The 22,063-nt window shown below is 34.4% G+C and carries 25 protein-coding genes, 4 tRNA genes and 1 pseudogene; 11 read left to right on the plus strand and 19 right to left on the minus strand.

Going from position 1 to position 22,063, the window contains the following annotated elements:
- Positions 1 to 16: 16 nt before the first annotated feature.
- Complete coding sequence (locus ACQKMD_RS12780; protein ID WP_427752518.1) at positions 17 to 523, plus strand: DUF3916 domain-containing protein; 507 nt, start codon at positions 17 to 19, stop codon at positions 521 to 523.
- Between the two features lie 133 nt (positions 524 to 656).
- On the opposite strand, the gene ACQKMD_RS12785 is transcribed toward ACQKMD_RS12780, so the two are convergent.
- Positions 657 to 1,091, minus strand: coding sequence for a hypothetical protein (locus tag ACQKMD_RS12785; RefSeq protein ID WP_427752520.1), 435 nt, complete (start codon positions 1,089 to 1,091; stop codon positions 657 to 659).
- Positions 1,092 to 1,271: 180 nt separating this feature from the next.
- Between ACQKMD_RS12785 and ACQKMD_RS12790 the strand changes: the two genes are divergently transcribed.
- Both ACQKMD_RS12790 and ACQKMD_RS12795 read left to right on the plus strand, forming a co-directional pair.
- Complete coding sequence (locus tag ACQKMD_RS12790; protein ID WP_427752522.1) at positions 1,272 to 1,787, plus strand: nucleoside 2-deoxyribosyltransferase; 516 nt, start codon at positions 1,272 to 1,274, stop codon at positions 1,785 to 1,787.
- A 109-nt stretch (positions 1,788 to 1,896) separates the two neighbouring features.
- Positions 1,897 to 2,343 (plus strand): DinB family protein, encoded by a 447-nt coding sequence (locus ACQKMD_RS12795; protein ID WP_427752524.1) that lies wholly within the window; start codon positions 1,897 to 1,899, stop codon positions 2,341 to 2,343.
- A 692-nt stretch (positions 2,344 to 3,035) separates the two neighbouring features.
- Here the strand turns inward: ACQKMD_RS12795 and ACQKMD_RS12800 are convergent.
- Positions 3,036 to 4,562, minus strand: coding sequence for an MDR family MFS transporter (locus tag ACQKMD_RS12800; RefSeq protein WP_427752526.1), 1,527 nt, complete (start codon positions 4,560 to 4,562; stop codon positions 3,036 to 3,038).
- A 189-nt stretch (positions 4,563 to 4,751) separates the two neighbouring features.
- Here ACQKMD_RS12800 and ACQKMD_RS12805 point away from each other — a divergent pair, with 189 nt between their 5' ends.
- Positions 4,752 to 5,198 (plus strand): MarR family winged helix-turn-helix transcriptional regulator, encoded by a 447-nt coding sequence (locus ACQKMD_RS12805; protein WP_427752553.1) that lies wholly within the window; start codon positions 4,752 to 4,754, stop codon positions 5,196 to 5,198.
- Positions 5,199 to 5,288: 90 nt separating this feature from the next.
- Positions 5,289 to 5,459: a hypothetical protein gene (locus ACQKMD_RS12810; RefSeq protein WP_427752528.1), complete on the plus strand. Its 171-nt coding sequence runs from the start codon at positions 5,289 to 5,291 to the stop codon at positions 5,457 to 5,459.
- Between the two features lie 41 nt (positions 5,460 to 5,500).
- Here the strand turns inward: ACQKMD_RS12810 and ACQKMD_RS12815 are convergent, their stop codons facing one another.
- Positions 5,501 to 5,914, minus strand: a complete 414-nt coding sequence (locus ACQKMD_RS12815; RefSeq protein WP_427752529.1) for a membrane lipoprotein lipid attachment site-containing protein — start codon at positions 5,912 to 5,914, stop codon at positions 5,501 to 5,503.
- Between the two features lie 375 nt (positions 5,915 to 6,289).
- On the opposite strand from ACQKMD_RS12815, the gene ACQKMD_RS12820 reads away from it, so the two are divergent.
- Positions 6,290 to 6,808, plus strand: a complete 519-nt coding sequence (locus ACQKMD_RS12820; RefSeq protein WP_427752530.1) for a GNAT family N-acetyltransferase — start codon at positions 6,290 to 6,292, stop codon at positions 6,806 to 6,808.
- A 210-nt stretch (positions 6,809 to 7,018) separates the two neighbouring features.
- On the opposite strand, the gene ACQKMD_RS12825 is transcribed toward ACQKMD_RS12820, so the two are convergent.
- Positions 7,019 to 7,195: a hypothetical protein gene (locus ACQKMD_RS12825; RefSeq protein ID WP_427752531.1), complete on the minus strand. Its 177-nt coding sequence runs from the start codon at positions 7,193 to 7,195 to the stop codon at positions 7,019 to 7,021.
- 64 nt (positions 7,196 to 7,259) lie between these two features.
- On the minus strand, positions 7,260 to 7,811 hold the full coding sequence (locus ACQKMD_RS12830; protein ID WP_427752532.1) for a cysteine hydrolase family protein: 552 nt from the start codon (positions 7,809 to 7,811) through the stop codon (positions 7,260 to 7,262).
- A gap of 122 nt (positions 7,812 to 7,933) precedes the next feature.
- Between ACQKMD_RS12830 and ACQKMD_RS12835 the strand changes: the two genes are divergently transcribed.
- Both ACQKMD_RS12835 and ACQKMD_RS12840 read left to right on the plus strand, forming a co-directional pair.
- A complete protein-coding gene (locus tag ACQKMD_RS12835) occupies positions 7,934 to 8,365 on the plus strand; it encodes an Lrp/AsnC family transcriptional regulator (protein ID WP_427752533.1) in 432 nt (143 codons plus the stop codon).
- A 631-nt stretch (positions 8,366 to 8,996) separates the two neighbouring features.
- Positions 8,997 to 9,473: pseudogene (locus ACQKMD_RS12840) on the plus strand (hypothetical protein); the annotation flags it as partial.
- A 358-nt stretch (positions 9,474 to 9,831) separates the two neighbouring features.
- On the opposite strand, the gene ACQKMD_RS12845 reads toward ACQKMD_RS12840, so the two are convergent.
- The 4 genes from ACQKMD_RS12845 to ACQKMD_RS12860 form a co-directional block, all read right to left on the minus strand.
- Positions 9,832 to 11,535, minus strand: coding sequence for a methyl-accepting chemotaxis protein (locus tag ACQKMD_RS12845; protein WP_427752534.1), 1,704 nt, complete (start codon positions 11,533 to 11,535; stop codon positions 9,832 to 9,834).
- A gap of 377 nt (positions 11,536 to 11,912) precedes the next feature.
- Positions 11,913 to 14,018 (minus strand): DUF2339 domain-containing protein, encoded by a 2,106-nt coding sequence (locus ACQKMD_RS12850; protein WP_427752535.1) that lies wholly within the window; start codon positions 14,016 to 14,018, stop codon positions 11,913 to 11,915.
- Between the two features lie 517 nt (positions 14,019 to 14,535).
- Positions 14,536 to 15,237 (minus strand): MFS transporter, encoded by a 702-nt coding sequence (locus ACQKMD_RS12855; RefSeq protein WP_427752537.1) that lies wholly within the window; start codon positions 15,235 to 15,237, stop codon positions 14,536 to 14,538.
- 29 nt (positions 15,238 to 15,266) lie between these two features.
- Complete coding sequence (locus ACQKMD_RS12860; protein WP_427752554.1) at positions 15,267 to 15,629, minus strand: MFS transporter; 363 nt, start codon at positions 15,627 to 15,629, stop codon at positions 15,267 to 15,269.
- A gap of 634 nt (positions 15,630 to 16,263) precedes the next feature.
- On the opposite strand from ACQKMD_RS12860, the gene ACQKMD_RS12865 reads away from it, so the two are divergent.
- Positions 16,264 to 16,449, plus strand: coding sequence for a hypothetical protein (locus ACQKMD_RS12865; protein ID WP_427752538.1), 186 nt, complete (start codon positions 16,264 to 16,266; stop codon positions 16,447 to 16,449).
- A gap of 23 nt (positions 16,450 to 16,472) precedes the next feature.
- On the plus strand, positions 16,473 to 16,637 hold the full coding sequence (locus ACQKMD_RS12870) for a hypothetical protein (RefSeq protein WP_427752539.1): 165 nt from the start codon (positions 16,473 to 16,475) through the stop codon (positions 16,635 to 16,637).
- Between the two features lie 170 nt (positions 16,638 to 16,807).
- On the opposite strand, the gene ACQKMD_RS12875 is transcribed toward ACQKMD_RS12870, so the two are convergent.
- From ACQKMD_RS12875 to ACQKMD_RS12915, 9 genes are all read right to left on the minus strand, one after another.
- Positions 16,808 to 16,880: transfer RNA gene (locus ACQKMD_RS12875), tRNA-Phe, on the minus strand.
- A gap of 3 nt (positions 16,881 to 16,883) precedes the next feature.
- A tRNA-Met gene (locus ACQKMD_RS12880) sits at positions 16,884 to 16,960 on the minus strand.
- 32 nt (positions 16,961 to 16,992) lie between these two features.
- Positions 16,993 to 17,085, minus strand: a tRNA-Ser gene (locus ACQKMD_RS12885).
- 6 nt (positions 17,086 to 17,091) lie between these two features.
- Positions 17,092 to 17,166: transfer RNA gene (locus ACQKMD_RS12890), tRNA-Gly, on the minus strand.
- 539 nt (positions 17,167 to 17,705) lie between these two features.
- A complete protein-coding gene (locus ACQKMD_RS12895) occupies positions 17,706 to 18,092 on the minus strand; it encodes a hypothetical protein (protein ID WP_427752540.1) in 387 nt (128 codons plus the stop codon).
- 592 nt (positions 18,093 to 18,684) lie between these two features.
- The gene (locus tag ACQKMD_RS12900; protein WP_427752541.1) at positions 18,685 to 19,899 is read right to left on the minus strand and encodes a peptidase; all 1,215 of its coding nucleotides are present in this window, start codon (positions 19,897 to 19,899) and stop codon (positions 18,685 to 18,687) included.
- Positions 19,900 to 20,250: 351 nt separating this feature from the next.
- Positions 20,251 to 20,478, minus strand: coding sequence for a hypothetical protein (locus tag ACQKMD_RS12905; protein ID WP_427752542.1), 228 nt, complete (start codon positions 20,476 to 20,478; stop codon positions 20,251 to 20,253).
- 118 nt (positions 20,479 to 20,596) lie between these two features.
- Complete coding sequence (locus ACQKMD_RS12910; RefSeq protein WP_427752543.1) at positions 20,597 to 20,803, minus strand: hypothetical protein; 207 nt, start codon at positions 20,801 to 20,803, stop codon at positions 20,597 to 20,599.
- 357 nt (positions 20,804 to 21,160) lie between these two features.
- A complete protein-coding gene (locus ACQKMD_RS12915; RefSeq protein ID WP_427752544.1) occupies positions 21,161 to 21,442 on the minus strand; it encodes a phage tail sheath C-terminal domain-containing protein in 282 nt (93 codons plus the stop codon).
- A 58-nt stretch (positions 21,443 to 21,500) separates the two neighbouring features.
- On the opposite strand from ACQKMD_RS12915, the gene ACQKMD_RS12920 reads away from it, so the two are divergent.
- Complete coding sequence (locus ACQKMD_RS12920; protein WP_427752545.1) at positions 21,501 to 21,671, plus strand: hypothetical protein; 171 nt, start codon at positions 21,501 to 21,503, stop codon at positions 21,669 to 21,671.
- Between the two features lie 217 nt (positions 21,672 to 21,888).
- On the opposite strand, the gene ACQKMD_RS12925 is transcribed toward ACQKMD_RS12920, so the two are convergent.
- Positions 21,889 to 22,041, minus strand: coding sequence for a hypothetical protein (locus ACQKMD_RS12925; protein ID WP_427752546.1), 153 nt, complete (start codon positions 22,039 to 22,041; stop codon positions 21,889 to 21,891).
- Between the last annotated feature and the right edge of the window lie 22 nt (positions 22,042 to 22,063).

Genomic DNA, 22,063 nt, shown 5'->3' on the forward strand with positions numbered 1-22,063 from the left:
ATTTAGGAGAGTTACAATGCGAGAAAAAAAGGCTAGAGGATTAAAGCGAAAAACAAATAGTATGATTAAACAAATTGAAGAAGAAATAATCAAATTTCCGACAGATTATTATCGTGGTTATTGGCATTTGCATTTACCTGTTAGTGAGACATTCATTGACTCAAATAAAACTCCCTTTGGCATTAAACGACTTTGCATGCAGACTTTGATTAATCAAGTTGAGTATTTAATCAGCATTAAACCTAAATCCGAGGAAACTTTACGGGTTGTTGCTGCTATCGATTGGCCACGATTATTTAGTTCTCAAATAATTGTATTTAAAGGCGAGGAACATTACAAAGGATTCTTTGATAGGAATGACGAACAGCAAAAATGGACACTTCTATCCGATGAACGTGATTTACAAAGAGAAATGGGTTTGTCCGTTCCCTCAAATTTACAAATTACAGGATTTAATGAACAGATTTTCGATGAGGATTATTATCATGAAGGTGAAATTTGGTTTATTGGTGAATTAGACTAGCATTGTAATAATAAAAATGACTAATAGCCACTACGTGAACAATCTGTACTGAATTCTCAAACATTTTCTTAAAAAACCTATAATTAATTGACACCCCTATTGTTCAGAATACTCAACAATTGGGGTGCCATTTTTATGCATATTGATTTTTAATATAAAAGACCATTCCGATTACGATGATACAGAAGATAATAACACCCACTGTCATAATCGTCCCCATAGATGCACCGTACAATTTAAACGGTTCTGGAGGCGCCTCATTTGATGGATCACTTGCTAAAAAGTTCGCTACTGTCATCATATGCAAAAAGCGTTTTTCTGAAAAATTATTATGTAATTCAATTTGCTGATCTGCTAAATAGCTTTGATTCCATTTTGTTTCGTCCTCTATAAGAATTTTACCATCATGAGCCATCCAAACAGCTAACTGTTGATCATTGATTTTAGCGACAGCTTTTGCTAATTCACCGTCATTGTCTTGTGGATGATTCATTAAATAAATGCGTAACTGATGTTGAATTTCCGCTACATCATTGCTTATAAGAATTGTTTCAAGTTGAGTAGGCATTGTGCTATCCCCTTTTTCCAAATACTAAGCGCTTACATAATTGTAGTACAGATAGCTCTTTTTCTAAATAGGGTTCACTGAATAGCCTTATATATTCTTTTTGCTTTTAAACTAATCTTCTTACAATATACAAATTTGATATACTACATAAGAATGAAATGATTTAATGGAGGTATTACATTGACTACAAAAGGTTATTTAGCAAATGGATTATTTGGATTAGGCGACCGCTTAGTAAATGAAATGATAGCAAAAGCAGTACGCTATGCAGTGCCAGGTGTGGATTTATATGTACCACAAGAAAATATGGCTATTAACGATAAGTCTTCATATGCTAATAGTTTAGCAATTGCTGGAGCTGATATTGAAGCTCTAAAAGCAAGTGATTTCTTAATTGCTGTCATTGATGGTGTTGAGATTGACTCTGGTGTTGCGGCTGAAATTGGCGCATTTTCGATGCTAGGTCGCTCTATTTTTGCTCTATACTCTGATACGCGCCAGCAAGGTCGAGATAATGCAAGAAAAATCGATGCTTTAATTGCAGATGGTACGGAAAACCAATTTGCCTATCGTAATCTGTTTGTTATTGGTTTGATTAAACAAAACGGTATGATTGCTGCTTCAATTGAAGAATTGATAGAAGGAATGCGTGAGAGTGGTATAGCTGTAAAGGATGAAACAACTATAAATAGCTAATAAGTCCGTGGTTAGAATACTATCACATTACGAAAAAGAAAACTAATAAGGAATATCCCTCATCCTATTGAATATACATAGAAAGATTTTATTATGGAGGATGATTGAGGTGAATAATGTGATAGATGGTATAAATTATTGGATTTATTATGTTCCAAAAGAATTTAAACGAATGTCTGAAGTAGATGTGTCTAAAAAATCTTCATCAACTAAATGGTCAAAAAAAGAGATACTAGGGCATCTGTGTGACTCAGCTATTATTAATATTGAACGATTCATTAAAATTCAGTATGAAAAACAGCCATTTGTCATTCCCACTTATCATCAAGATAAATGGGTTGCTATCCAGAAGTATCAAGATACTCCTATCGAGGAAATTATAACTCTATTCTACGCTTTAAATAAGCAGATCATCACGATTATCAACAATATCCCTGATGAAAAACGCTCCTATCTATGTGACATAGGAAATAATGAACTTAAAACATTAGAGTGGCTCATTCAAGATTATTACGAACATATGGAACATCATCTTAAAAAACAAATTTTCAAGTAAAATTAATAGTAAGTTATAGACATTAAAAAGGTGCTTCAAAAGCCAAATATCTGGCTATTGAAGCACTTTTTATGTTAAAGATAGATTGTGATTTTCTATTTTCAATCCTTGAGTCAAAATTCATTTCAAAAACTTCCCTGTCAAGTACTATTTAGTCATCTATTTAACACTAGTTCTAATATCATTAATCACTTCAGTAAGCCTTTTATATGTATCTGAACGATTGGGTACGCAAATTTAGACATTACAACGTCTACATATGCACACCTTTTAAAATAGCTGCACGAAAAGGATTCTAAGTAAACTACTGACATTTTTGAAGTATCATTTCTATGTATCAAGGGTTTGAAGCGTATTTTAGTTGGTTCAAATTAACCTATCTGAACCTCTCGACGTCCCAGGAGGGATTCGAACCCCCGCCCCTTACCTATATGAGAAGTTGATACTTCGCTACTTGCTTAGGTGTGCGATCAACTACAAGTTTACCGCCATGACTTTACAGATTCAGACGGTCCTGTTAGAACAACAAGCTTGTATTTTGGAATCGAAAGTGACACATTCTTTAGATTCTTTTCTCAAGTACCTTTCAAATAAATCCTCCTCAACATACTACAGCCTCTCGGTAATTGCAGAGACAATTTTATTTATTCGGAGGACTACATTTCAGAATGTAAATCGCACTATTTCTTTGATTAATTTTTTGCATCATCTTGGTTATCTGTTACAATTACTCGTGAATTCCCCATCATGAAAACAAAAACGACTGCAATGATAATTGGAATCAGTGCTAGAAGAAAAACATGTGTAACTGAGCTAGACATAGCATTTACGATGATGTCTAGAACTTCAGTAGGTATTTTTTCACGTACACTAGGTTCAAAAATCTGTCTTATATCACCAACATTAAACATTGCTGAATTGGCACTTTCACCCATACCTTTAAAACCTTCAGATAGTTTGCTAGTAAATACATTGTTTTGAATCGTACCAAAAATTGTAATCCCCATCGTCATTCCTAGCGTGCGTAGGAACGAGTTGGTTGAATTCGCAGTACCTCGATAACGAGCATCTAGATTATGCTGAGAAGCAGTCGGTAACAATGAGAATGAGAAGCCCATCCCAAAACCTACGAGAATCATATACAGCGTAAGAATAATTCGAGCCGTATCGGGTGTAAGTGTACTAAGTAGGAACATACCTGCGAAATAAGAAATAACGGAAATAATCATTAAGTTACGGTAGCTTATTTTCGTTAAGAAAATACCACCACATGCGCTTCCTGCAACGGAACCCAACATCATAGGCATGAGGATTAGACCCGCATTAGTTGCGGAAGCCCCGTATACAGCCTGCACATAAATAGGAATATATACTGTTAAAATAATAAAGGTTCCACCATATAAGAAAGCCAAAATTTGCGAAGATGCAAATAGACGACGCTTAAATAAGAAGAACGGAAGTATTGGTTCTTCTGCTTTTAGCTCTACGAAAAAGAATACAATAAAGAAAACAGCGAAACTAACTAGCAATGAAATAATCGGTGCTGAGTTCCAATCATACTGTTTACCGCCCAGTTCCAATGCAAACATAAGGCTGATTACTGCGAGCACCAGCGTTGCCGCTCCCCACCAGTCAATCTTTTGCTTCGTATGTACTAGAGATTCCTGGTAATTCTTCATAATTAATAAGAATGAAACGATACCAATTGGCAAGTTAATATAAAATACCCATTCCCAACCAATATTATCTGTAATATAGGCACCTAAAAGCGGTCCAACAACACTAGCAATACCGAATACCGCGCCCAAAAGACCAGTCATTTTCCCTCGTTTTTGGGGTGGGAATATGTCAAATACAATAGTAAATGCGATTGGCATTAAAGCGCCGGCACCAATTCCCTGAATAGCTCTGTAAATACTAAGTTGCTCAATCGTTTGAGCAACTCCACAAAGTGCCGAACCAATTACGAATACCGTTAATCCAAAAATAAAAAATCTCTTTCTGCCATACATATCGGATAATTTCCCAAAAATCGGCATACCTGCCATTGTTGTAACCATATAAGCGGACGTAACCCAGACAAATTTGTCCATCCCACCTAGTTGCGATACAATCGTTCCCATAGCAGTCGCTACTATTGTATTGTCAATTGCTGACATAAAAATCGCCAGTAATAGGCCGGTCACAACTAACTTTATATTGTTATTTGATGCTTCCATCTATAAACCCCTTTACAAATTATTAATGACTCCATTAGAATGAACTTGAATAATAACACACTCATCAAATATCTTGTTTACCTAATATCTTGACCATCAAGGTATTAATTATTTTAAAAGGAGGGTTATTTTTTGTCAAGTCAGCAAAATGATCAAACCGCAAATCCGCAAGAACATTTCACCTCACTTATGCGTGGACTAGGCACCCGAACTTTATTACATCAACAAAATGTAGCTGCCTCTCTCGGGTTATATAATATGGATTTTAAATCTCTAGATATTCTACGCGAAACGGGTCCTATTACCGCTGGAGAACTATCAAAAAAAACCGGGCTTACTACTGGTAGCATTACCGCATTAGTAGACCGTCTTGAAAAAATCGGTTATGTTCGCAGACAAAATGATCCTAAAGATCGTCGCAGAGTCATTATTGTTCCAGAGTATGAATCTAAAGAAGAAGTCCGTAATACGTATGAACCGCTTCATAAAGCAATGCTTGAACTCGCTTCTTCTTATACACCTGAGGAACTTGCTCTCATTTCACAATTTATTGGAAAAGCAAGTACTGTCTTAGAAGAGCAAATTCAACATCTCAGCACTTCTACACGTAACAACTCTTCTAAAACAACACGCTAAAAACAAAAAGGACGGTATCTTTTAAAGTCGAATAACTTAGAGGTACTGTCCTTTTGTACATTCTTCATCTATTACGGAGAATTTGTTTCTATGCTTATCTCCATTTACTCCGTTACTTTTTTAGAAACAACTGGTCAATTTTTTTATGTATTTGCCATGTCATCATATGCTATCATCGCTGCTCCGATGATTTCCTCTTGGTTGCCAAAACAAGATATCGTCATTACAGTTGTAATGAAAAAAGTACATCACCTCAAATAAGTGATGTACTTTTTTAGTTATCCCCTCATCAAAGCTTGATATTACTTGGCAAAGGTTGGCAGTGTATCTTTTTCAAATACATCTAATAATTTGTTGTAATCTTCATCTTCAATCACATAATAAAGTGGTACTTTCGCTACATAATCAGAATATAAAATACGCTTATTTTCCTCATCTAACCACATATTATAATTCACAACAATTAGATTCTGCGTTTTATTCTTAAATTGTATATATTGATAAGGTAGACTATTCACTTCTTCATCGCTTAATTTTAAATTAGTTCCATTATTAAAAATATCCATCAGTTCTTTATACTTCGGTTCAGTATCAATTGATTTTTTTACAACTACATTGCCTTTCTCTGTTACATTTCCTAACTCAATTACATTGTTTGATTCCATACAGCCACTTAGAACGAACAAAATACAAAACAACATGAGAAGTTTCTTCATTACTCTATCCCCTTTTAAAAGGTATGAAAAGTATTTCCGTAGTTGTATTATGATTCCCAAATCCCCACAAAATATTACCTCTTTAATATCATTATTTAACTATATAAGTTAAAATTTTCCCAAAAATCGGCAGAATTCAAAAGTGATTCTTATGATGAATAAATCAAAACGTAAAAAATCTATCATCAATATAACTTCCCTATAAAGAAGCACCTTCCCATGGTATTCTACAATTATTAGACCTATTCGTTAATGGACTATACTAAATAATTTTACACATGGAAAAAATTTCATTATAGTAACTTCTAAGTACTCCTTTTAGAAATTTGTACATGTTATATTAATTCTATAAACTTTAGAAAGAGTGAGCGTATTATGCAAATAGTAATAGAAGCAGAACGATTAAAGTTAGCTGTATTTGAAGAGACATTTGTTGAAGATATGAAATATTTTTGGGGTGACTCTGAAGTAATGAGTCAGTGTGATGGAGCTACTTCTCATGAAAAGTTACCACATATTGCAAAAGTATATGCTGACTGCTATCGTACACATCAGTTATCTGTTTTTGCAGTCATTGAAAAAGAAACAAATGAAGTTATAGGGGCCGCAGGATTTAATATTACGGATTCTATTGAAGAAATTGAGCTGATTTATCATTTTAAGAAAAGTGCTTGGGGTAAAGGATTTGCGAGTGAAGCTAGTCAGGCATGTTTAGAATTAGCAAACAATCATCCTTTAGTAAATCGAGTTTGTGCTTCTGCTGATCCAACCAACAAAGCTTCTTTAAAGATTTTAGAGAAGTTAGGTTTGGTTTTTAAAGAAATGCGCTTTTTTGATGATGTACAACAAGAAGAGCCTTATTATGAAATAACGATTAATAGAAATAAACCTTAATATTATTATAAGAGTTAAATAATATTATAGAAGACAATATTTAAAGCCATACCGCTATTGCGAAATGGCTTTTCTATTTTATTCGTTTTCTTTAAATACCTTTTTCAGAACTGCTATCATAAATTCGAGATCCTCATCAGTACAAGACACAGGAGGGCTAATCGTTAGAATATTGTTATAGTTAGCTACTGTCCCCGTTCTTACCAAGGATTAACCATTTTCCTTACAGTCAGAGACAATTTTTAATACATGTGCATAAGATGCTGGTTCCATCGTTATTTTATCTTCTTCCATTTCAACCTCTTGAAAGAAACCCAGTCCGCGAATATCTCCCATATATGGATGTTCAGCTGTTATTAATCCGAAAATCGTCAATACTGGAATCATCGAGTTTCTTAGTACATCGTGTAGTTTTAAATTTAATGCAACACTAGTGAATTATTCCTTATAATTAATGATGTAGTAAAAATTCTTTTGTAGTGCTTACATTTGAATAATATCCATTTAATGCTGCTACAAAAGCAAAATGGACATGCTCTGGAGGAACAATTTGATCTTGTACTTTTAATTCTTTTGTAGTGCAGGCATCTTCTATTAGAATACATTTAAAACCTATATCTTTTGCTGCTCTTATAGTTGCATCTATACACATATGTGTCATCATCCCTATAATTACTAACTCCTCAACTTTCTTTTCTCTTAACTTGTTTAGTAAATCTGTTTCTAAAAAACTGTTTGGAAAATGTTTAATAATAACTTCCTCTTTCATCTTTTTTGGTAGGACGAGATCATGGATTTCAGCACCTTTTGTATTTGGTAAGAAAAATGTAGCATCTGATCTATTTGAAAAATGTTGTATATGGAAAATTGGGTACTCTTTGTCTCTAAACCATGTTAATACCTCTTTTGCTTGCTGAGCTGCTTCTAAAGGTTTATGCAATTCCATTTTACCACCAGCAAAGTAATCGTTTTGAATATCGATTATTAATAAAGCTTTTTTCATTTTAATTCCCCCTAGTTTTGTTCCATGTAATATAATCAAATTATAATTAATAATCCTAATTGGTAGAATACTCTAGTGAAAAAGATTTGTTGTTTTCTGTTTCACGTTGAAAGGAATGTAAAATGCTTCTAGATAAAATCGATATTCAAATAATAAACCTATTATTAAAAAACTCTCGTATGACTTGGAAAGAAATCGGTGAACAAATCCATATGACAGGACAAGCAGTAGGGAATAGGATAAAAAAGTTAGAAGAAAATGAAGTTATTAAATCCTATTCCATCATTGTTGATGAGATGAAATTAGGTAATCATACTTTTCTAGCTTTTATAACAGTTTTTATGAAAACAACCAATCATACTAGTTTTAAAGATTTTCTAAAGAATAGGAATGATGTTTTAGAAGCCCATAAGATTTCGGGTGAAGGCTGTTATCTGTTAAAAGCAAGTGCAAAAACAGAAGAGCAATTAAATGATTTATTAGATAATATTCTTGATTATGGAAATTACCGATTAAATCTTTCAATAAACATCATTAAAAATGGAATACTATAAAATTAGTTTAGTCGTTAATCATCACTATCCACAATTTCTTGCTTTACTTCGCTTAAAAGTGTTTATTTTCTGAATCATAAAAGATTCTTTCTTACTCTGAGTTAATCGCAGACTCCATTTTTCTCACAAGATGTTCATGAGGTACTAGCTGATCTAAAGCAATCATTTCAATTTGATCTCTTTCAGGATTTTTCCCTCGTCATCATTTCTCATAACCTCAAAAGATGTGTTTTTATTACATTTTTAGTTGATTGGAGCGGAGGTGACGACTCCTGCGGGAAAAGCGGGACAGTCCAAGACCCTGCAGAAGCGTAGCGATGAAGCGACTTGGCGCCCGTCCGCGGAAAGCGTCTACCGTAGCGGAAATCAACGGTCTTATCTATTTTTTATAAAAGAAAAAGGCTGTTTTCGAAAAGATTGTTGCTATTCAACTAACGTTGCAGGTTCGTTCAACAAGAACCTGATTAGGCATTACTCTCATCTCATACTTCTTAAAAAACATATTATATAAGAATGTGGAGGTGAATTTATGTCCAAAAAAATTATTAGAATGAAACCTAACGAATGGTGTCCACCGGTTAAGTACAAAGCACTTAATAGTTGTTGTCCTACAGCCGCCCCCTCTTTGAGTATTTGTGACTGTTGTGTTTCCCCGCTTCAGTCCGTCTTAAAACAACTTGTTGGGCAAACTGTAATTCTTGCCACCATTGTAGACCAGGTAAATGCACCGCCCTTCTTTTTTTTATTCACTATTACTAAAGTGAATGATTTTTTAGTTACTGTTACAGATGGGGCAACAACCTATGCGGTAAATATTTCTGATGTTATAGGGGTAGGGTTTTTGACGCCGGGACCTACAATTAACTTGTTGCCACCTGTTGGTTCTGGGTGCGAATGTGATTGTCGTGAACGACCAATTAGACAATTGCTGGATACACTTATCGGTTCTACAGTGAATCTTTTAGTAAGTGATGGTGATACTGCAACTAATTTTAACGTGGAACAAACAGGTCTTGGCATAGTGCTAGGTACTTTACAAATAAATTCTGATATATTTAGATTTGCAATTTCAACTTGCAAAATTACGGCAGTGGGGCAGGTTAATTGAACTCGGTCATTGACTATTGTTCAATTAAGTAATTAAAAGCAACAATCTTTGAGAAAACAGCCAAGAAAAAAGACTGTAGATAAATTCGTATTTCTTCGACTTTGTCTACAGTCTGAAAGGGTCTCGTCATCATTTTTCATCGCCTCAAAATATTTGTTTTTATTACATTTGTAGTTGATTGGAGCGGAGGTGGCGACTCCTGCGGGAAATGCGGGACAGTCCAAGACCCTGCAGGAGCGTAGCGACGAAGCGGCTTGGCGCCCGCCCGCGGAAAGCGTCTACCGTAGCGGAAATCAACGGTCTTATATATATATTTAAAAAACCAGATTCTCCTTTGAGAATCTGGTTTTTAAGCATATTATAATTTAAATTTCTTAACTTGGAGGTTGAGTTCTTCTGCAAGTTCAGCAAGATGATCTGAACTATTTGAAATTTCTTCCATCGAACTTGTTGTTTGTTGCACAGTTGCAGTTGTTTCTTCGACCCCTGCTGCAGATTCCTGAGAGATAGATGCAATTTCGTCAATTGAATGATTAATTTGTAAAGTTGTTTGTGAAATACCACTTAAATTATTTGTAATGATAGATATATTATCAACCATATTATCAATAGCAGTTGATATATTGTTGAAAGTTTCACCTGTTGAAGCGATTTGCTCTGTTCCTTGAATTACCTCTTCATATCCACTACGTAGAGATGCCGTCACATTCTTTGTATCTTGTTGAATCTTTTGAACAATACCTGCTATGTCAGTTACTGAAAACGTTACTTGTTCAGCTAACTTTCTTACTTCATCAGCTACTACAGCAAAGCCTTTTCCTTGTTCTCCAGCACGCGCTGCTTCAATTGCCGCATTTAGAGCAAGTAAATTCGTTTGATCTGCGATACTAGTAATAACAGATACTAATTTTGAAATTTCTAAAGATTGCTCTGCCAAGGTCTCTACTTTTTGCACTGAAGCTTGAACGATATCGTCAATTTTACGCATTTGTTCAGTTGAAGCTATCATTAGTCTGCTACCTTCATTTGTAAGACTTTGAACATTCAAAGAGTGATTGTTCATCTTATTACCTTCAAAATTTGCTTCTTTAACTTGTTGACTAAACGATTCTATAACTGATGCTAAATCACTAGCGTTACTTGCTTGGGATTCTGTTCCTTCAGCAATCTCTTGCATAGTTATTGCTATTTGTGAACTGCCCGTTTTTACTTCTAATGCGGATTGTGCAAGTTCTTCACTATTTGATGCAACTTGGTGAGACACAGATTGAATGTTACTCAAAATTTCATGGACATTATTGCTCATCTCATTTGTAGATTCAATTAATTGTCCAATCTCGTCATTAGTCGTTTTTGGAAGTTCTGGCTGACTTATATCTCCCTGTGATATCTCTGTCATACGTTTTGCTACTAGCTTAATTGGTTTTACGATTAAGCGAGCAGTAATATAAGCCACGATTACTGAAACGATAGTAAGTAAAATAGACGAAATAATACTTATTAATTGATTTTTTTCTCCATTTTCAATCATTTCTTTACCTATTTTCTTAATCTCCACTTCACGTGTTGCTGCTAACTCTTCATAGCTTTTCTGTATTTCACTGGCTTGTTCGTCTACAGACTTCAAATTATCTGCAGCTAGTATCTTATTCCCACGATCGTATTCTGCAAATACATCTTCTTTTACATATGTACGCCACACTCTTGCTTTTTCCACTATTTCATCTAACTCTATCGAAGATGTTAATTCTTTAACAATTGCTTCATTTTCTTCAGCGATATCTGTATAATCCTTAAATTTTTCTTTATATTTACTGTCACCAGAAATAATGTACCCTCTTGCTGCCGCCATTCGATTTGCAAATGATGAAGCTAACTTATCCTCTGCTGCTAAAATTTCTAACTCAAACTCTACAATTTCCTTCGTTGATTTTGTTGAGTTTTGCTGCATAACATAACTATAAAAATTATACCCCGACATCATAATAACAACGATCATAAAGCCAAATGATATTTTCGCTCTTACAGTTTTGAAATTTTTAAACCCTAGTATTTTCCCCAACTTCACTCTCACACCTTTAATTTGATATATGTGTTGCTATAAAAAATGACTCCCTATTTATTTAGATATATTTCGGAAATAATTAATATTCAAAATATAAAATAAGTAAATACTTGGAATTTAATCGATTATTGTCAAATAATCTTCATCTAGAATTATACTTCATTATATCAAAATATAGTATTAATTCACCATAACTTTATTCACATGAAATTAAAATATTTTAGAAAGATAATAACAATTCAGCCTATAAACATAGTAAACACATGAACATTAAGATACACAAACAAAAAGCTAACTCATGATTTCCTCTTCATGAGCTAGCCTGATTTTTGTTATAAATATATTACTGAAGTTAGCTTAAAAATTCAAATTCCCTACTCAAAATCTTCCTTCTGTAATAACTTATTCGACAACCATAAGCCAAACCCACCAATACTGATGAAGAGGATTGCACGAATAAGTAAATCTAAATAAGAAAGGTCAAAGAAGATTAATTTTGCAATACCAAAGACTAACAAGCTGAATCCTGTAGATCGAATGAATTTTTGCTTCCTCTGTGCACTAAGCCATAATGCAACACATGCTGTGATGAGGATTATTATCGTATGACCTGTATATAAAAACCTTACACCAAAATAATGTATTGTATGAATTTGCGATATCAATGTGATAACTGCAATCATATTTACAACAAGTCCGATAGAAATAACTTGCTCAACAAAATTTCTTATTTGCACTTGCCATTTTCTAAAGTAATTCTTCCCTTTACAAATTGAATATATTAAGTAACTAAAGATAATAGTATAAGCAATTCTAAAGACAAAATTATAAACTACTACTTGGTCAGACAAATCCTCTACTAATAAAGCAAAAATCATTGAAAAACAGAAACTAAGTAGGAATATTATCGGCAAAAATCTTCCGATAAATTTCTCCTTTATAAATAAGATTGCAACAGTAGTAATAGCTAATACAATTAATAATAAGTATGGTAATTCACCTTCTACATTGAAATACTCATAATCTAACTTTGCAATATAGGAAAATACATATAAGCTAATTAAAATAGGCACAATCTCTAATATTGCTATCTCATCCATAGCTTTTTCAAAACGACCTGATATATTTTTGGGACGCATTGCAAATATAAATAAGACGAACATATAAACAATAATGACTAATTGATTGATATTTGAGAAACTCCAGAATGGAATGACTGAACCGTCTAAAAAGGCTACTAAAACTACAATTGTAAATAACAAAGAATTTGTTACTTTCATCAAGCTAGCACGTAAACGAAGTGCTAAAAGCAAACTGATAAATGCAGTAAATGGAAGAATGAATTCTTTCAAATTCGTTGCTAATTCCAATTGAATGATGAAATTCATCGCAGCCACTAACGCCACGGTATAGAAAATATCAACAAGTCTACTATTCTTTTTCAAATAAGCATAACTTCCAAGACCAACAAAACCACTCATGTAAATCAGTAAGAACAAGCTACTATAATCATCAGCTATTAAATTAATGAAAAATAAACTAATCATACTAATACCAAACACTATACCCTCAAATAACGTCGATGACTTTTGACCTGCCTCATAAAAACGAATCCAGCTGTACATGAAGATACCTAATACAATTAAAAATGTACAACCAAATACAAATTCAGAATAATTATTCATAAACCCAACAATTAAAACCGCCATTTGTGAAAAAAACAACCCTGTATACAGTGCAATTTTTTGATGATGCTTCCAAATAACAATTTGTATACTTGCAAATAATAAGACGATAAAGCCTAATATAATGGTCTCACCAAATGCCATATATTCTAGTAAATATGGAAGAAGTAACGATGTGAATACTACAAATATCGTTAGCACTTCACTTTTTTTCATATAGCTTATGACAATTCCGTATGTAATATATAGAAGTGCAACCAGTAGTGCGATAAGTAATGGTAGAACATCATACAAAATGGCCCCTGCCGCCGTCGTTAAAATACCGATGATAAACGCACCGCCGTATAGCGTAATATACAGCGCTTTTTGACGTTTCTTTTTATATTCCATAATGTATGCCAGGCCAACTAGGGCTAGGGAGAATACATACGCTAATGCAATTTTAAAGCCATTTGCAAGAATGCCATAATCACTAATTAATTTTAGTCCCCATAAAACACCAAATACGATCATGATCATGAAAACTTTCGGTAATGACCATACTAGCATCTCTTCTAAAGTCTTTTCTTTTCTAGGTTTTTGAAGAGGTGTTTCATTCACCTTTACATTCTGGACATACGTCCTTTCAAGTACTTCTTTCTTAATTGCAGTTTTTTCTGAATTTATAATATTAGCTTTTTCTACTTTTTGGATTGGTGAAACAATTTGATTTTTTAGCTGAGCCATTTCCTGCTTTAAAATGGAAACCTCCTGCTCTAGCTCATTTACACGCTTTTCTAAATTATTTGAATGCAATTACACTCACCCCCTATATAATATAAAAGTTATTATACATATTAATTTTACACAAAACAACAACTTTTGTTAAAATAATTGTAAAATTACACTACACATGTATGTTTTCCTGAGGAATTCACAAATAATGTTTATCAATTTATTGAAAAGAGAGTGGCATGTCACCACTAGTCCATTTAAAACCTCTTCATAACATATGAAAAAGCTTCCGACGTTATATCGAAAGCCTTTTAATAAAAACATAACAATTTGATTCTATTTTCATCATTCCATACACTTTCTTCAAATCTTTTAATACAAAGTAAAAATGGAACTAAATAAAATCTTGAGCCCCACTTTTATTCTTTTTATTATATTGGTGATATGTTCATTTTTTGACTCTAATTTTTGACTTTAGATTTTATTTCTAAAGGCATTGCCGAAGTTAAAATAATTCTTTCGACATCCGCTACCTGCTCTTCTGCAAGATCCTCATATTGTGTGACCTTCCTCGTATCAGGTGCAAAAATAGCTAGAATTAATGAGCTAGAATTAATGATAATAATAAACCACCAATCATTAAGCTTCCGAATACATAAGGGGCTGCTCCGTATTTCGCACTCATTGAAGCCCAAAGCATTGGTCCGAAGCCTACGATTGCGGCTGCAATTTGGTAGCCGACAGATAAGCCCGTATAACGCACTTTAGCTGGAAATAGCTCTGAAAATAGTGTCCCTTGAGTTGAAAAAATCGTCGCCCAAAGAATACCTAATAGAACAACCTGCATAAAGTAGAACATCGTTACACTTTGAGGAATCATGATGAAATAAGGAATAGATAATACTAGCATACCAACTAAACCGGCGATATAAATTGTCTTTCTACCAATGTAGTCAGATAAATAGCCAACTATTGGAATCGTTAATATCATCGTTGCACAGCTAATCGTCAACGCCATTAACGCTATATCTCTTGAATAGCCCAATGAAGTTGTCGCATACACTAATATAAAGGACATTAAAAAAACATTAAAAAAACCATCACCTAACTTTAAGCCAATAATACGCAATACGTCACGCCAGTTGTATTTGAATGTTTCGACAATCGGTACCTTCGCCAAGTCTCCTTGGTCCTTTTGGCGTTGGAACTCTGCAGTTTCTTCAATACCACTACGAATCCAAACTGCTAATATTATTAACACCGCACTGAACAAAAACGGTAATCTCCAACCCCAAGCCATAAACTGCGCCTCTGTCGTTAACGAACTTATTAATTAAAACTAAATGTCCCAGCAACTAAACCTAAAGGAACACCTAATTGTGGAATCGAGCTGAATAGACCGCGCACACCTTTTGGAGCAGATTCAGTCGCTAATAATACAGCTCCACCCCATTCTCCACCTAAGGCAATGCCTTGTATCAAGCGCAGTACTACTAATAGAATCGGTGCTAGTAACCCTACCTGGGCATATGTAGGTAAGAGCCCAATTAAAAACGAGCTTCCTCCCATACCTAGCAAAGTCAACATAAGTGAAGCTTTTCTGCCCATCTTATCACCCATATGTCCAAAAATAACACTCCCAATAGGACGTGCCGCATAGCCAACTCCAAACGTAGCAAAGGCGATTAAAATGGAAACCGATGGATCTCAAGTAGGAAAAAATAACGTTGAAAATACTAACCCGGTTGCCGTTCCATAAAGGTAAAAATCATACCACTCAATAACAGATCCAGCTAAACTTGCAAAAAGTATTCGTCTCTTTTTCATATAAACCCTCCCTTTGTTAGCTCATTAACTCGTACGGATTGATTGTCTTAATACATGTTTTTGGATTTTACCAACTGGTGTTCTTGGAAAATCTGAAACAAACTCATTTCATCAGGCCCTTTAAATTTTGCTTTTTTTAATCTACAGAATTCAATAAACATATCCTCGTTCACTTGTGCATCCTCATTCAAAATAACAAACGCTTTGATCGCCTCATCATACTAAAAATGTTCTTTGAGAAAACATCTCTGTTCTTTCTTCTAGTAAACTCTTCAATGTGTTATGACCTATAATATCCAATTTCCTTCCCTCCTCAAGAAATTTATACACTTTCATATAAAAAATGGAATTCCACAGACCCGTGGTCACTGACTATAGATTTTATAATAATTACTCTCATTTATGAAGTCAATAATTTTCTGAATTTTCTAATTATTTTTTATTTTTATATTTGAATAGGGTAAATTGGAGTTATATACTTTCTTATAGGGAGAAAGCTATGAACCAAATGTCACAAAGGAAAGAGCAAGCACTTATAACGAAGAAGAAAATACTAAAATCCGCCCTTGATTATTTAGTGAATATGAGTTTAAAAATGTCACAATTGATCAAATCACTAAAAAAGAGCACTTCCAAAGGTGCATTCTATGCCATTTCGACTCTAAATACGGTGTTTTTTAGATAAGTTTAAAGAAATTGACCAATTTTATGAAGAATTTACGAAGATTCGAGGGGCAAACGATTTATTTACAAGATTCACTCGGCAAAGATTTAATGCGTACAGTTTATATGAGTGTACTTATTGAAACTGATTACAACTTTATCCATGAGAGCGGTCAGTTTATCCGGATTAATGGTTTAGGGAAGTCATAAAAAGACCAAGTGGATATTTGATGCTATTTTTTGCTCCCTTAATAGCAGTCGAAAAACACCACTTCCATATTGTTCATTCTACAAAACAACATTTACAATCCACATAAAACAACAAAAAAGAGTTATCCTAAAAGTCAAATCGACTTTTCAGGATAACTCTTACTTATGTATGGGTCAGGACGGAATCGAACCGCCGACACTTAGAGCTTCAATCTAATGCTCTACCAACTGAGCTACTGACCCGTTTGGTTGCGGGGACAGGATTTGAACCTGTGACCTTCGGGTTATGAGCCCGACGAGCTACCGAACTGCTCCACCCCGCGATAATATTATTAAAAACTCTATTCAAAAACAATGGAGGAGGAAGAGGGATTCGAACCCCCGCGCGGTATGACCCGCCTGTCGGTTTTCAAGACCGATCCCTTCAGCCAGACTTGGGTATTCCTCCGTACTTTGGAGCGGAAGACGAGGTTCGAACTCGCGACCCCCACCTTGGCAAGGTGGTGTTCTACCACTGAACTACTTCCGCATATGTTATGTGCTCTTTAGTACATAAATTAATTTAACACATAATACATTTATCCGTCAACAGGTAAATGATATGTTAGAATATTTAATTTTTAAGATATATTAAAATAACAAAAACCGAGCATTCCCTTTTGCACTACTCCTAATATATTTCTTCTTTTATCATCGACCAGTTTACTATAGTTTTCGAGACGTTTTCATTTATTCTACTTCATCCAATTTATACTTCTAGACTATTTCGTTTAGACTAGTTTTTATCTTCTTCAATAAACACTGTATTATTTTTATATAGTAAAACATCTATTGTTTCATTATAATTCCCGTGTTCACTTTTTTTCTATTAAAAACGCCTCATACACCCATTTTCTGATGACGAGACGCTACTCTCAAATTGAAGAGTAGTTGGATTAACAAATGCACTTCCATCTTATTCAGCTCGATTATATTAATGCTAATGCATTTAATCACTTGATCTTATATTGTTCTTTCTCAATATTGTATGGTGATTCCCCATATCCCCATACATATTCCCCTAAAAAATTAACCTTTTACCACCTTGCTTGAACTTATATACTGTATTAATTTGTATAACAATTCAGGCATTTCTTCAAATGCACTTTTCACGTGTAAGCGTTCTGAAATTTGATGTGCATCTTTACCAAAGGGCCCTACATTTAATACCGGCGCTGTGAATTGTTCCATTTCTTTAAATGGAATTGAATATGTTTGTCCCCATACGGGCGTATTTTTTTCATACGTTTCCCAATCTTTATCTGCTGTAAATTGACAGTAACTTAGGTCACAAATACCATTGAAATAATGAATATGTTCTAATGGAATATCATATTTCTTGGCTTCTTCTAACAATAATGAAATCGCCCCATGCTGGGCTTTCACATCCCAAATATTGTTCTCATTGAGCACCATTACTAAATTCCCAATAATACTAGCAATTCAATTCCTCCATCGGCACATCCGCTTTCGGAACATCTGCCTTTTGAATAACACGATTATAGTAATCCTCTGTGTATATGGGCATTTCTCATAGCGTTAGTTTGTTAGAATCCTTTAATTCATCTATTTTCGTTAAAATCGTCCTAAAGCAGGACAATATTCCCTCTTATATTTATTAACCAGCAAGGAGAAGTGCTATTGGAAAATAGACTACTAATGGATGTAATGACAATCAATTTAATCACCTTTCTTTTGTTAATCGTACTCTCTTTCTGAAAAACGTCTGAAATTTTATTTGTACTTTAAATTGGTTCCTGTTGGAGATGTTTTCTGTATGGCTATCTCTTTCATTACCACTCATTACTAGTAGGGAACTTTTTTGGTGACCCATAAAATTGATGGTTGGCAAAAACAGAACTTGCAGGCACGTATATAATTCTAAAAATACAACTTAAAAAGAGCGACGGCCATCATTGGCTACCGCTCTTTAAATTCCTCTAAATTTAACTGGTGAATGGAGTTGGTGCGGGTAGTGCGTTAAATAATCTAGCTATTATTTAACGCACTAATGCTTGCCATCAGAAGTTACGATCACTATTTCAGCATTCGTAATACCTGGTAACGATTTCGTCATCACCGGGGAATGATATGCAACAATTTTCATGCCTGCCTTCAATTCCGTTTCTCCTCCCAGCATTGGGATTACTTTGGTATCTTTCGAAATGTTCAGAATCACATCATTATCTTTGGATTGGTCAGAACCCACATTAATATAAACTTGCCCTTTCGCTGTGAGATTCGATGCAACGATTGTACCTTCAACTTTATTGCTTTCTATTGCTTTAACAACAATTTTATTGGCATATGTTTGAGCCGGATAGATCATTGTTATCATTTCACCGTAGTAAACATCAACACGAACATCCTCTTTTAACGCATCTAACGTTAATGAAGTTCCCTCTTGATCGACAATTTGAGTGTTCTTATCCACCGATAAGATTACATAATTCACTCCGCCTTTTTCCATCGGGTTCCCAATCACGGTGATCTTGTTATCTGTTACATTCGTAATAATACCATTTGTACCTAGAGCATCTTCTTGAACCGCTTCTTCAGTTGCCAAGTTGACCACGACATAGTTCGTTGTCGATTGAGCTGGAATACTCATCGTAACTGCAGGACCATAGAATGCTTTGACACTCATACCTGGCTCGATTTCACTTACTTTGACTACTCTTCCATTTTGGTCTAAGATCTGGGCTTTTTCAGCGAAGTGCAAGACGATCGTTTCTTTATTCGAAGTATAGATATCAGTACCTTTTACGACAATCCCACTTTCTTTCACTTCAGATACAGTACCATTAATTCCTGTAAAGTATTGGTCTTGGACAACAAGTTTTATTGCTTCCCCGCGTGCTGGGAGACTCTTAGTAATGTTAGGACCGTAGAATGCTTTAACAACCTTTTTAACATCAATAATCTTTTTTAAAGACACCTCTTTGCCTTTAGAGTCAATTATTTTAGTACTTTCGGTGATGGACAAAATGATTTCGCTCTGATCTGTCGGAGCAAGACCATACCCTTTAACAGTTATGAAATTGCCTGTTTCATTGTCTACAAAATCTGTAATCTGGCCTATTGTACCTGGAGTAGCTTTCACCTGATTTTGGGTAATTCCTTGACCATTATGAATCGGCTTGGATGGAACGTCCTGTGCACTTGCTGTTACCGGGATTATTGCCATCGCTATAAAAGACGCTGTTGCTAAAACTTTTTTCATAATTATTCCCTCCTATTATTTGTGTATAATTCGTTCCCTACAATAAAAGTAAAACATAATTATGGGTTAAATGTCAAATATTGGATAAAATGATATGCAGTACAGATTTTGAAATGTTCGCAAGACCAGAACAGATTCTAGTATTATTTGCATCTCCCATCCTAATCTGTTCTACCATTAGTATTGCAAGAAACATATGTTATTTCAATGACAATATGGAAATATTATCTATTTCAGGTGAATTCATCTAAAACAGTTCACATTATCGACTCAAATAATTAAAAAGAGAGTAGAACCAGACTTTCACCTCAGATACTACCGTTGATTGTAATTAACTTTATAGAGTTAAAATTATTTCCACTGCCCCCCAGATTTAATGAGCTCCCATTGGTTCTGCATGGTATTTTGAAATAATTGACGTGTATCACGGTTTTCATGAAGTATCGTATTTTCTAACTTAATACACGATTTCTCTACATCACGCAACCGCTTTTCTTTATCGTGGTCACTTTCCTCTAATTTTTTAATTCGACCTTCATGGTTATCAAGGAGGAACCCGTACTCTAATGATTTTTCCAAAGGCATACACCTCTTTTTCTTCAAAATAAAAACGCACCCTGTATGTAGATGCGTTGAAGAATTGTATATAAAAATAGCACTCGCTTGAGTGCTTAGTAATATTACAGTATTAGAAGGATTATCTTTCTGATAATTCAAAGCTAGAAATATAACGTGCGTTGATTGTAATTTTTTTTATACGTCCATTACCAACTTTATTGTCAAAATGTAACATACGTTTCTCTTCAATCGTTTTAACGAAACCATTCTCTACTTCTTCTAATGTCTCATCAATGTATGTTTCGATTTCCTTCCCACTATGCATTGAGATTTTCGCATATATCATACATAATTCCCTCCCTCCATATCTATTATTCTACACAGGCGAAAAGAAATTTATGCTGTTTTATGCATAAAAAAAACGCGAGTTATACTATGTTTACTGTGCTAATTCTTCTAGACCCTCTACTAAAATTTCTTTTACTCTTTCTTTCAAAGAACTTGGAACATCTACATATCAACGCTGCTGTCGTGGATAGAATAAACGCACAATCTATAACAACCTCTAAAGTAAGTGTGAGTGAAACTCCGGCAACAGTGGTGAGAACTACAGCACTTATTACGGAGTCTTTCGCGCTCATTGTCTGAGCAAGATACTGTAAATCAAGTTTAAGAAATTGTTTAATCTGCACCATTGCCTTCCTTAAGATACCATCACAGTCAAATATAGTTGCGCCAGCTGTACCGTTACATCTTCTGAGTTAAAGTTTTCGAAAGCACGTAAAGTTTGGCGTTCTTTATGAAGAGTAGTTATATCATTCCAAAGTGAAATGCGACTTGCAGCATCATTTTGCTCTTTGCCAAGATAATTAGTGGCAAATAATCGAACAATGTTATTACTAATCTGATCAAGTACACGAATTGTTTGATTGCTTGAAAAATCTTCGTTTTTGTCGTTTGTAAAGGTATTAATACATTCAAGCACACATACAACATCACAGACTTTATAGAATATGAAATCGTCATCGATAAAGCAGCTTCTAATGTTTTATTCAATTTTCGTTTTCACTAATTCACAGTCATACTTTTTATTGGTATTAGATCTATTTATTGCACATCCTGCAGTTGCTCCTGTCGGCCAAAAGACGAGTGATGCCTCATTCTTATCTTCAACATACTTACTACGCCTACCTAATCACGAAAGCGTTGATTAAATGCTTTAGATGCTTTACATTTGAGTTAGTAACAACGCAGATAACACAACGCCAGATGTTCCTAAACTCATTTAGCTTTCTTTTGATTCTTCGTACCATTCTCCCCTTTTTAGGATAATTTTTGGCATAAAAACTTATTGTCTTTTTCTTGCCATTCAACTGCATACCCTAGGCCATTTGCAATTGCACTAATTGGCAAGTAAATTTCTTCATTTAATTAAAAGGCGATTGCTGGTAATGGCTTTTTCACAGTGTTTTCATAAACAACATTGGTATTCACACGGAATAATAATTTTGTTTCGTTAGAAATCACCTCTAATATTCGACTAGTTTTATAGAAAGACGCCTTTGCTCCTAAAAGCTCTGCCACTACCTTTCCCTGAACATGAAAC

The sequence above is a fragment of the Viridibacillus sp. NPDC096237 genome (assembly GCF_050278625.1).
Lineage (GTDB): Bacteria > Bacillota > Bacilli > Bacillales_A > Planococcaceae > Viridibacillus.

Coding starts and splice junctions, on each gene's coding strand:
- ACQKMD_RS12825 (WP_427752531.1), bottom strand. CDS start 7,195: ATGATTCCAGTATTGACGATTTTCGGATTAATAACAGCTGAACATCCA.
- ACQKMD_RS12815 (WP_427752529.1), bottom strand. CDS start 5,914: ATGAAGAAACTTCTCATGTTGTTTTGTATTTTGTTCGTTCTAAGTGGC.
- ACQKMD_RS12870 (WP_427752539.1), top strand. CDS start 16,473: ATGAAGAATTTACGAAGATTCGAGGGGCAAACGATTTATTTACAAGAT.
- ACQKMD_RS12810 (WP_427752528.1), top strand. CDS start 5,289: ATGCTTATCTCCATTTACTCCGTTACTTTTTTAGAAACAACTGGTCAA.
- ACQKMD_RS12820 (WP_427752530.1), top strand. CDS start 6,290: ATGCAAATAGTAATAGAAGCAGAACGATTAAAGTTAGCTGTATTTGAA.
- ACQKMD_RS12895 (WP_427752540.1), bottom strand. CDS start 18,092: ATGGTGCTCAATGAGAACAATATTTGGGATGTGAAAGCCCAGCATGGG.
- ACQKMD_RS12830 (WP_427752532.1), bottom strand. CDS start 7,811: ATGAAAAAAGCTTTATTAATAATCGATATTCAAAACGATTACTTTGCT.
- ACQKMD_RS12785 (WP_427752520.1), bottom strand. CDS start 1,091: ATGCCTACTCAACTTGAAACAATTCTTATAAGCAATGATGTAGCGGAA.
- ACQKMD_RS12900 (WP_427752541.1), bottom strand. CDS start 19,899: ATGAAAAAAGTTTTAGCAACAGCGTCTTTTATAGCGATGGCAATAATC.
- ACQKMD_RS12920 (WP_427752545.1), top strand. CDS start 21,501: ATGTTTTATTCAATTTTCGTTTTCACTAATTCACAGTCATACTTTTTA.
- ACQKMD_RS12805 (WP_427752553.1), top strand. CDS start 4,752: ATGCGTGGACTAGGCACCCGAACTTTATTACATCAACAAAATGTAGCT.
- ACQKMD_RS12800 (WP_427752526.1), bottom strand. CDS start 4,562: ATGGAAGCATCAAATAACAATATAAAGTTAGTTGTGACCGGCCTATTA.
- ACQKMD_RS12835 (WP_427752533.1), top strand. CDS start 7,934: ATGCTTCTAGATAAAATCGATATTCAAATAATAAACCTATTATTAAAA.
- ACQKMD_RS12865 (WP_427752538.1), top strand. CDS start 16,264: ATGAACCAAATGTCACAAAGGAAAGAGCAAGCACTTATAACGAAGAAG.
- ACQKMD_RS12855 (WP_427752537.1), bottom strand. CDS start 15,237: ATGGCTTGGGGTTGGAGATTACCGTTTTTGTTCAGTGCGGTGTTAATA.
- ACQKMD_RS12910 (WP_427752543.1), bottom strand. CDS start 20,803: ATGATATATGCGAAAATCTCAATGCATAGTGGGAAGGAAATCGAAACA.
- ACQKMD_RS12780 (WP_427752518.1), top strand. CDS start 17: ATGCGAGAAAAAAAGGCTAGAGGATTAAAGCGAAAAACAAATAGTATG.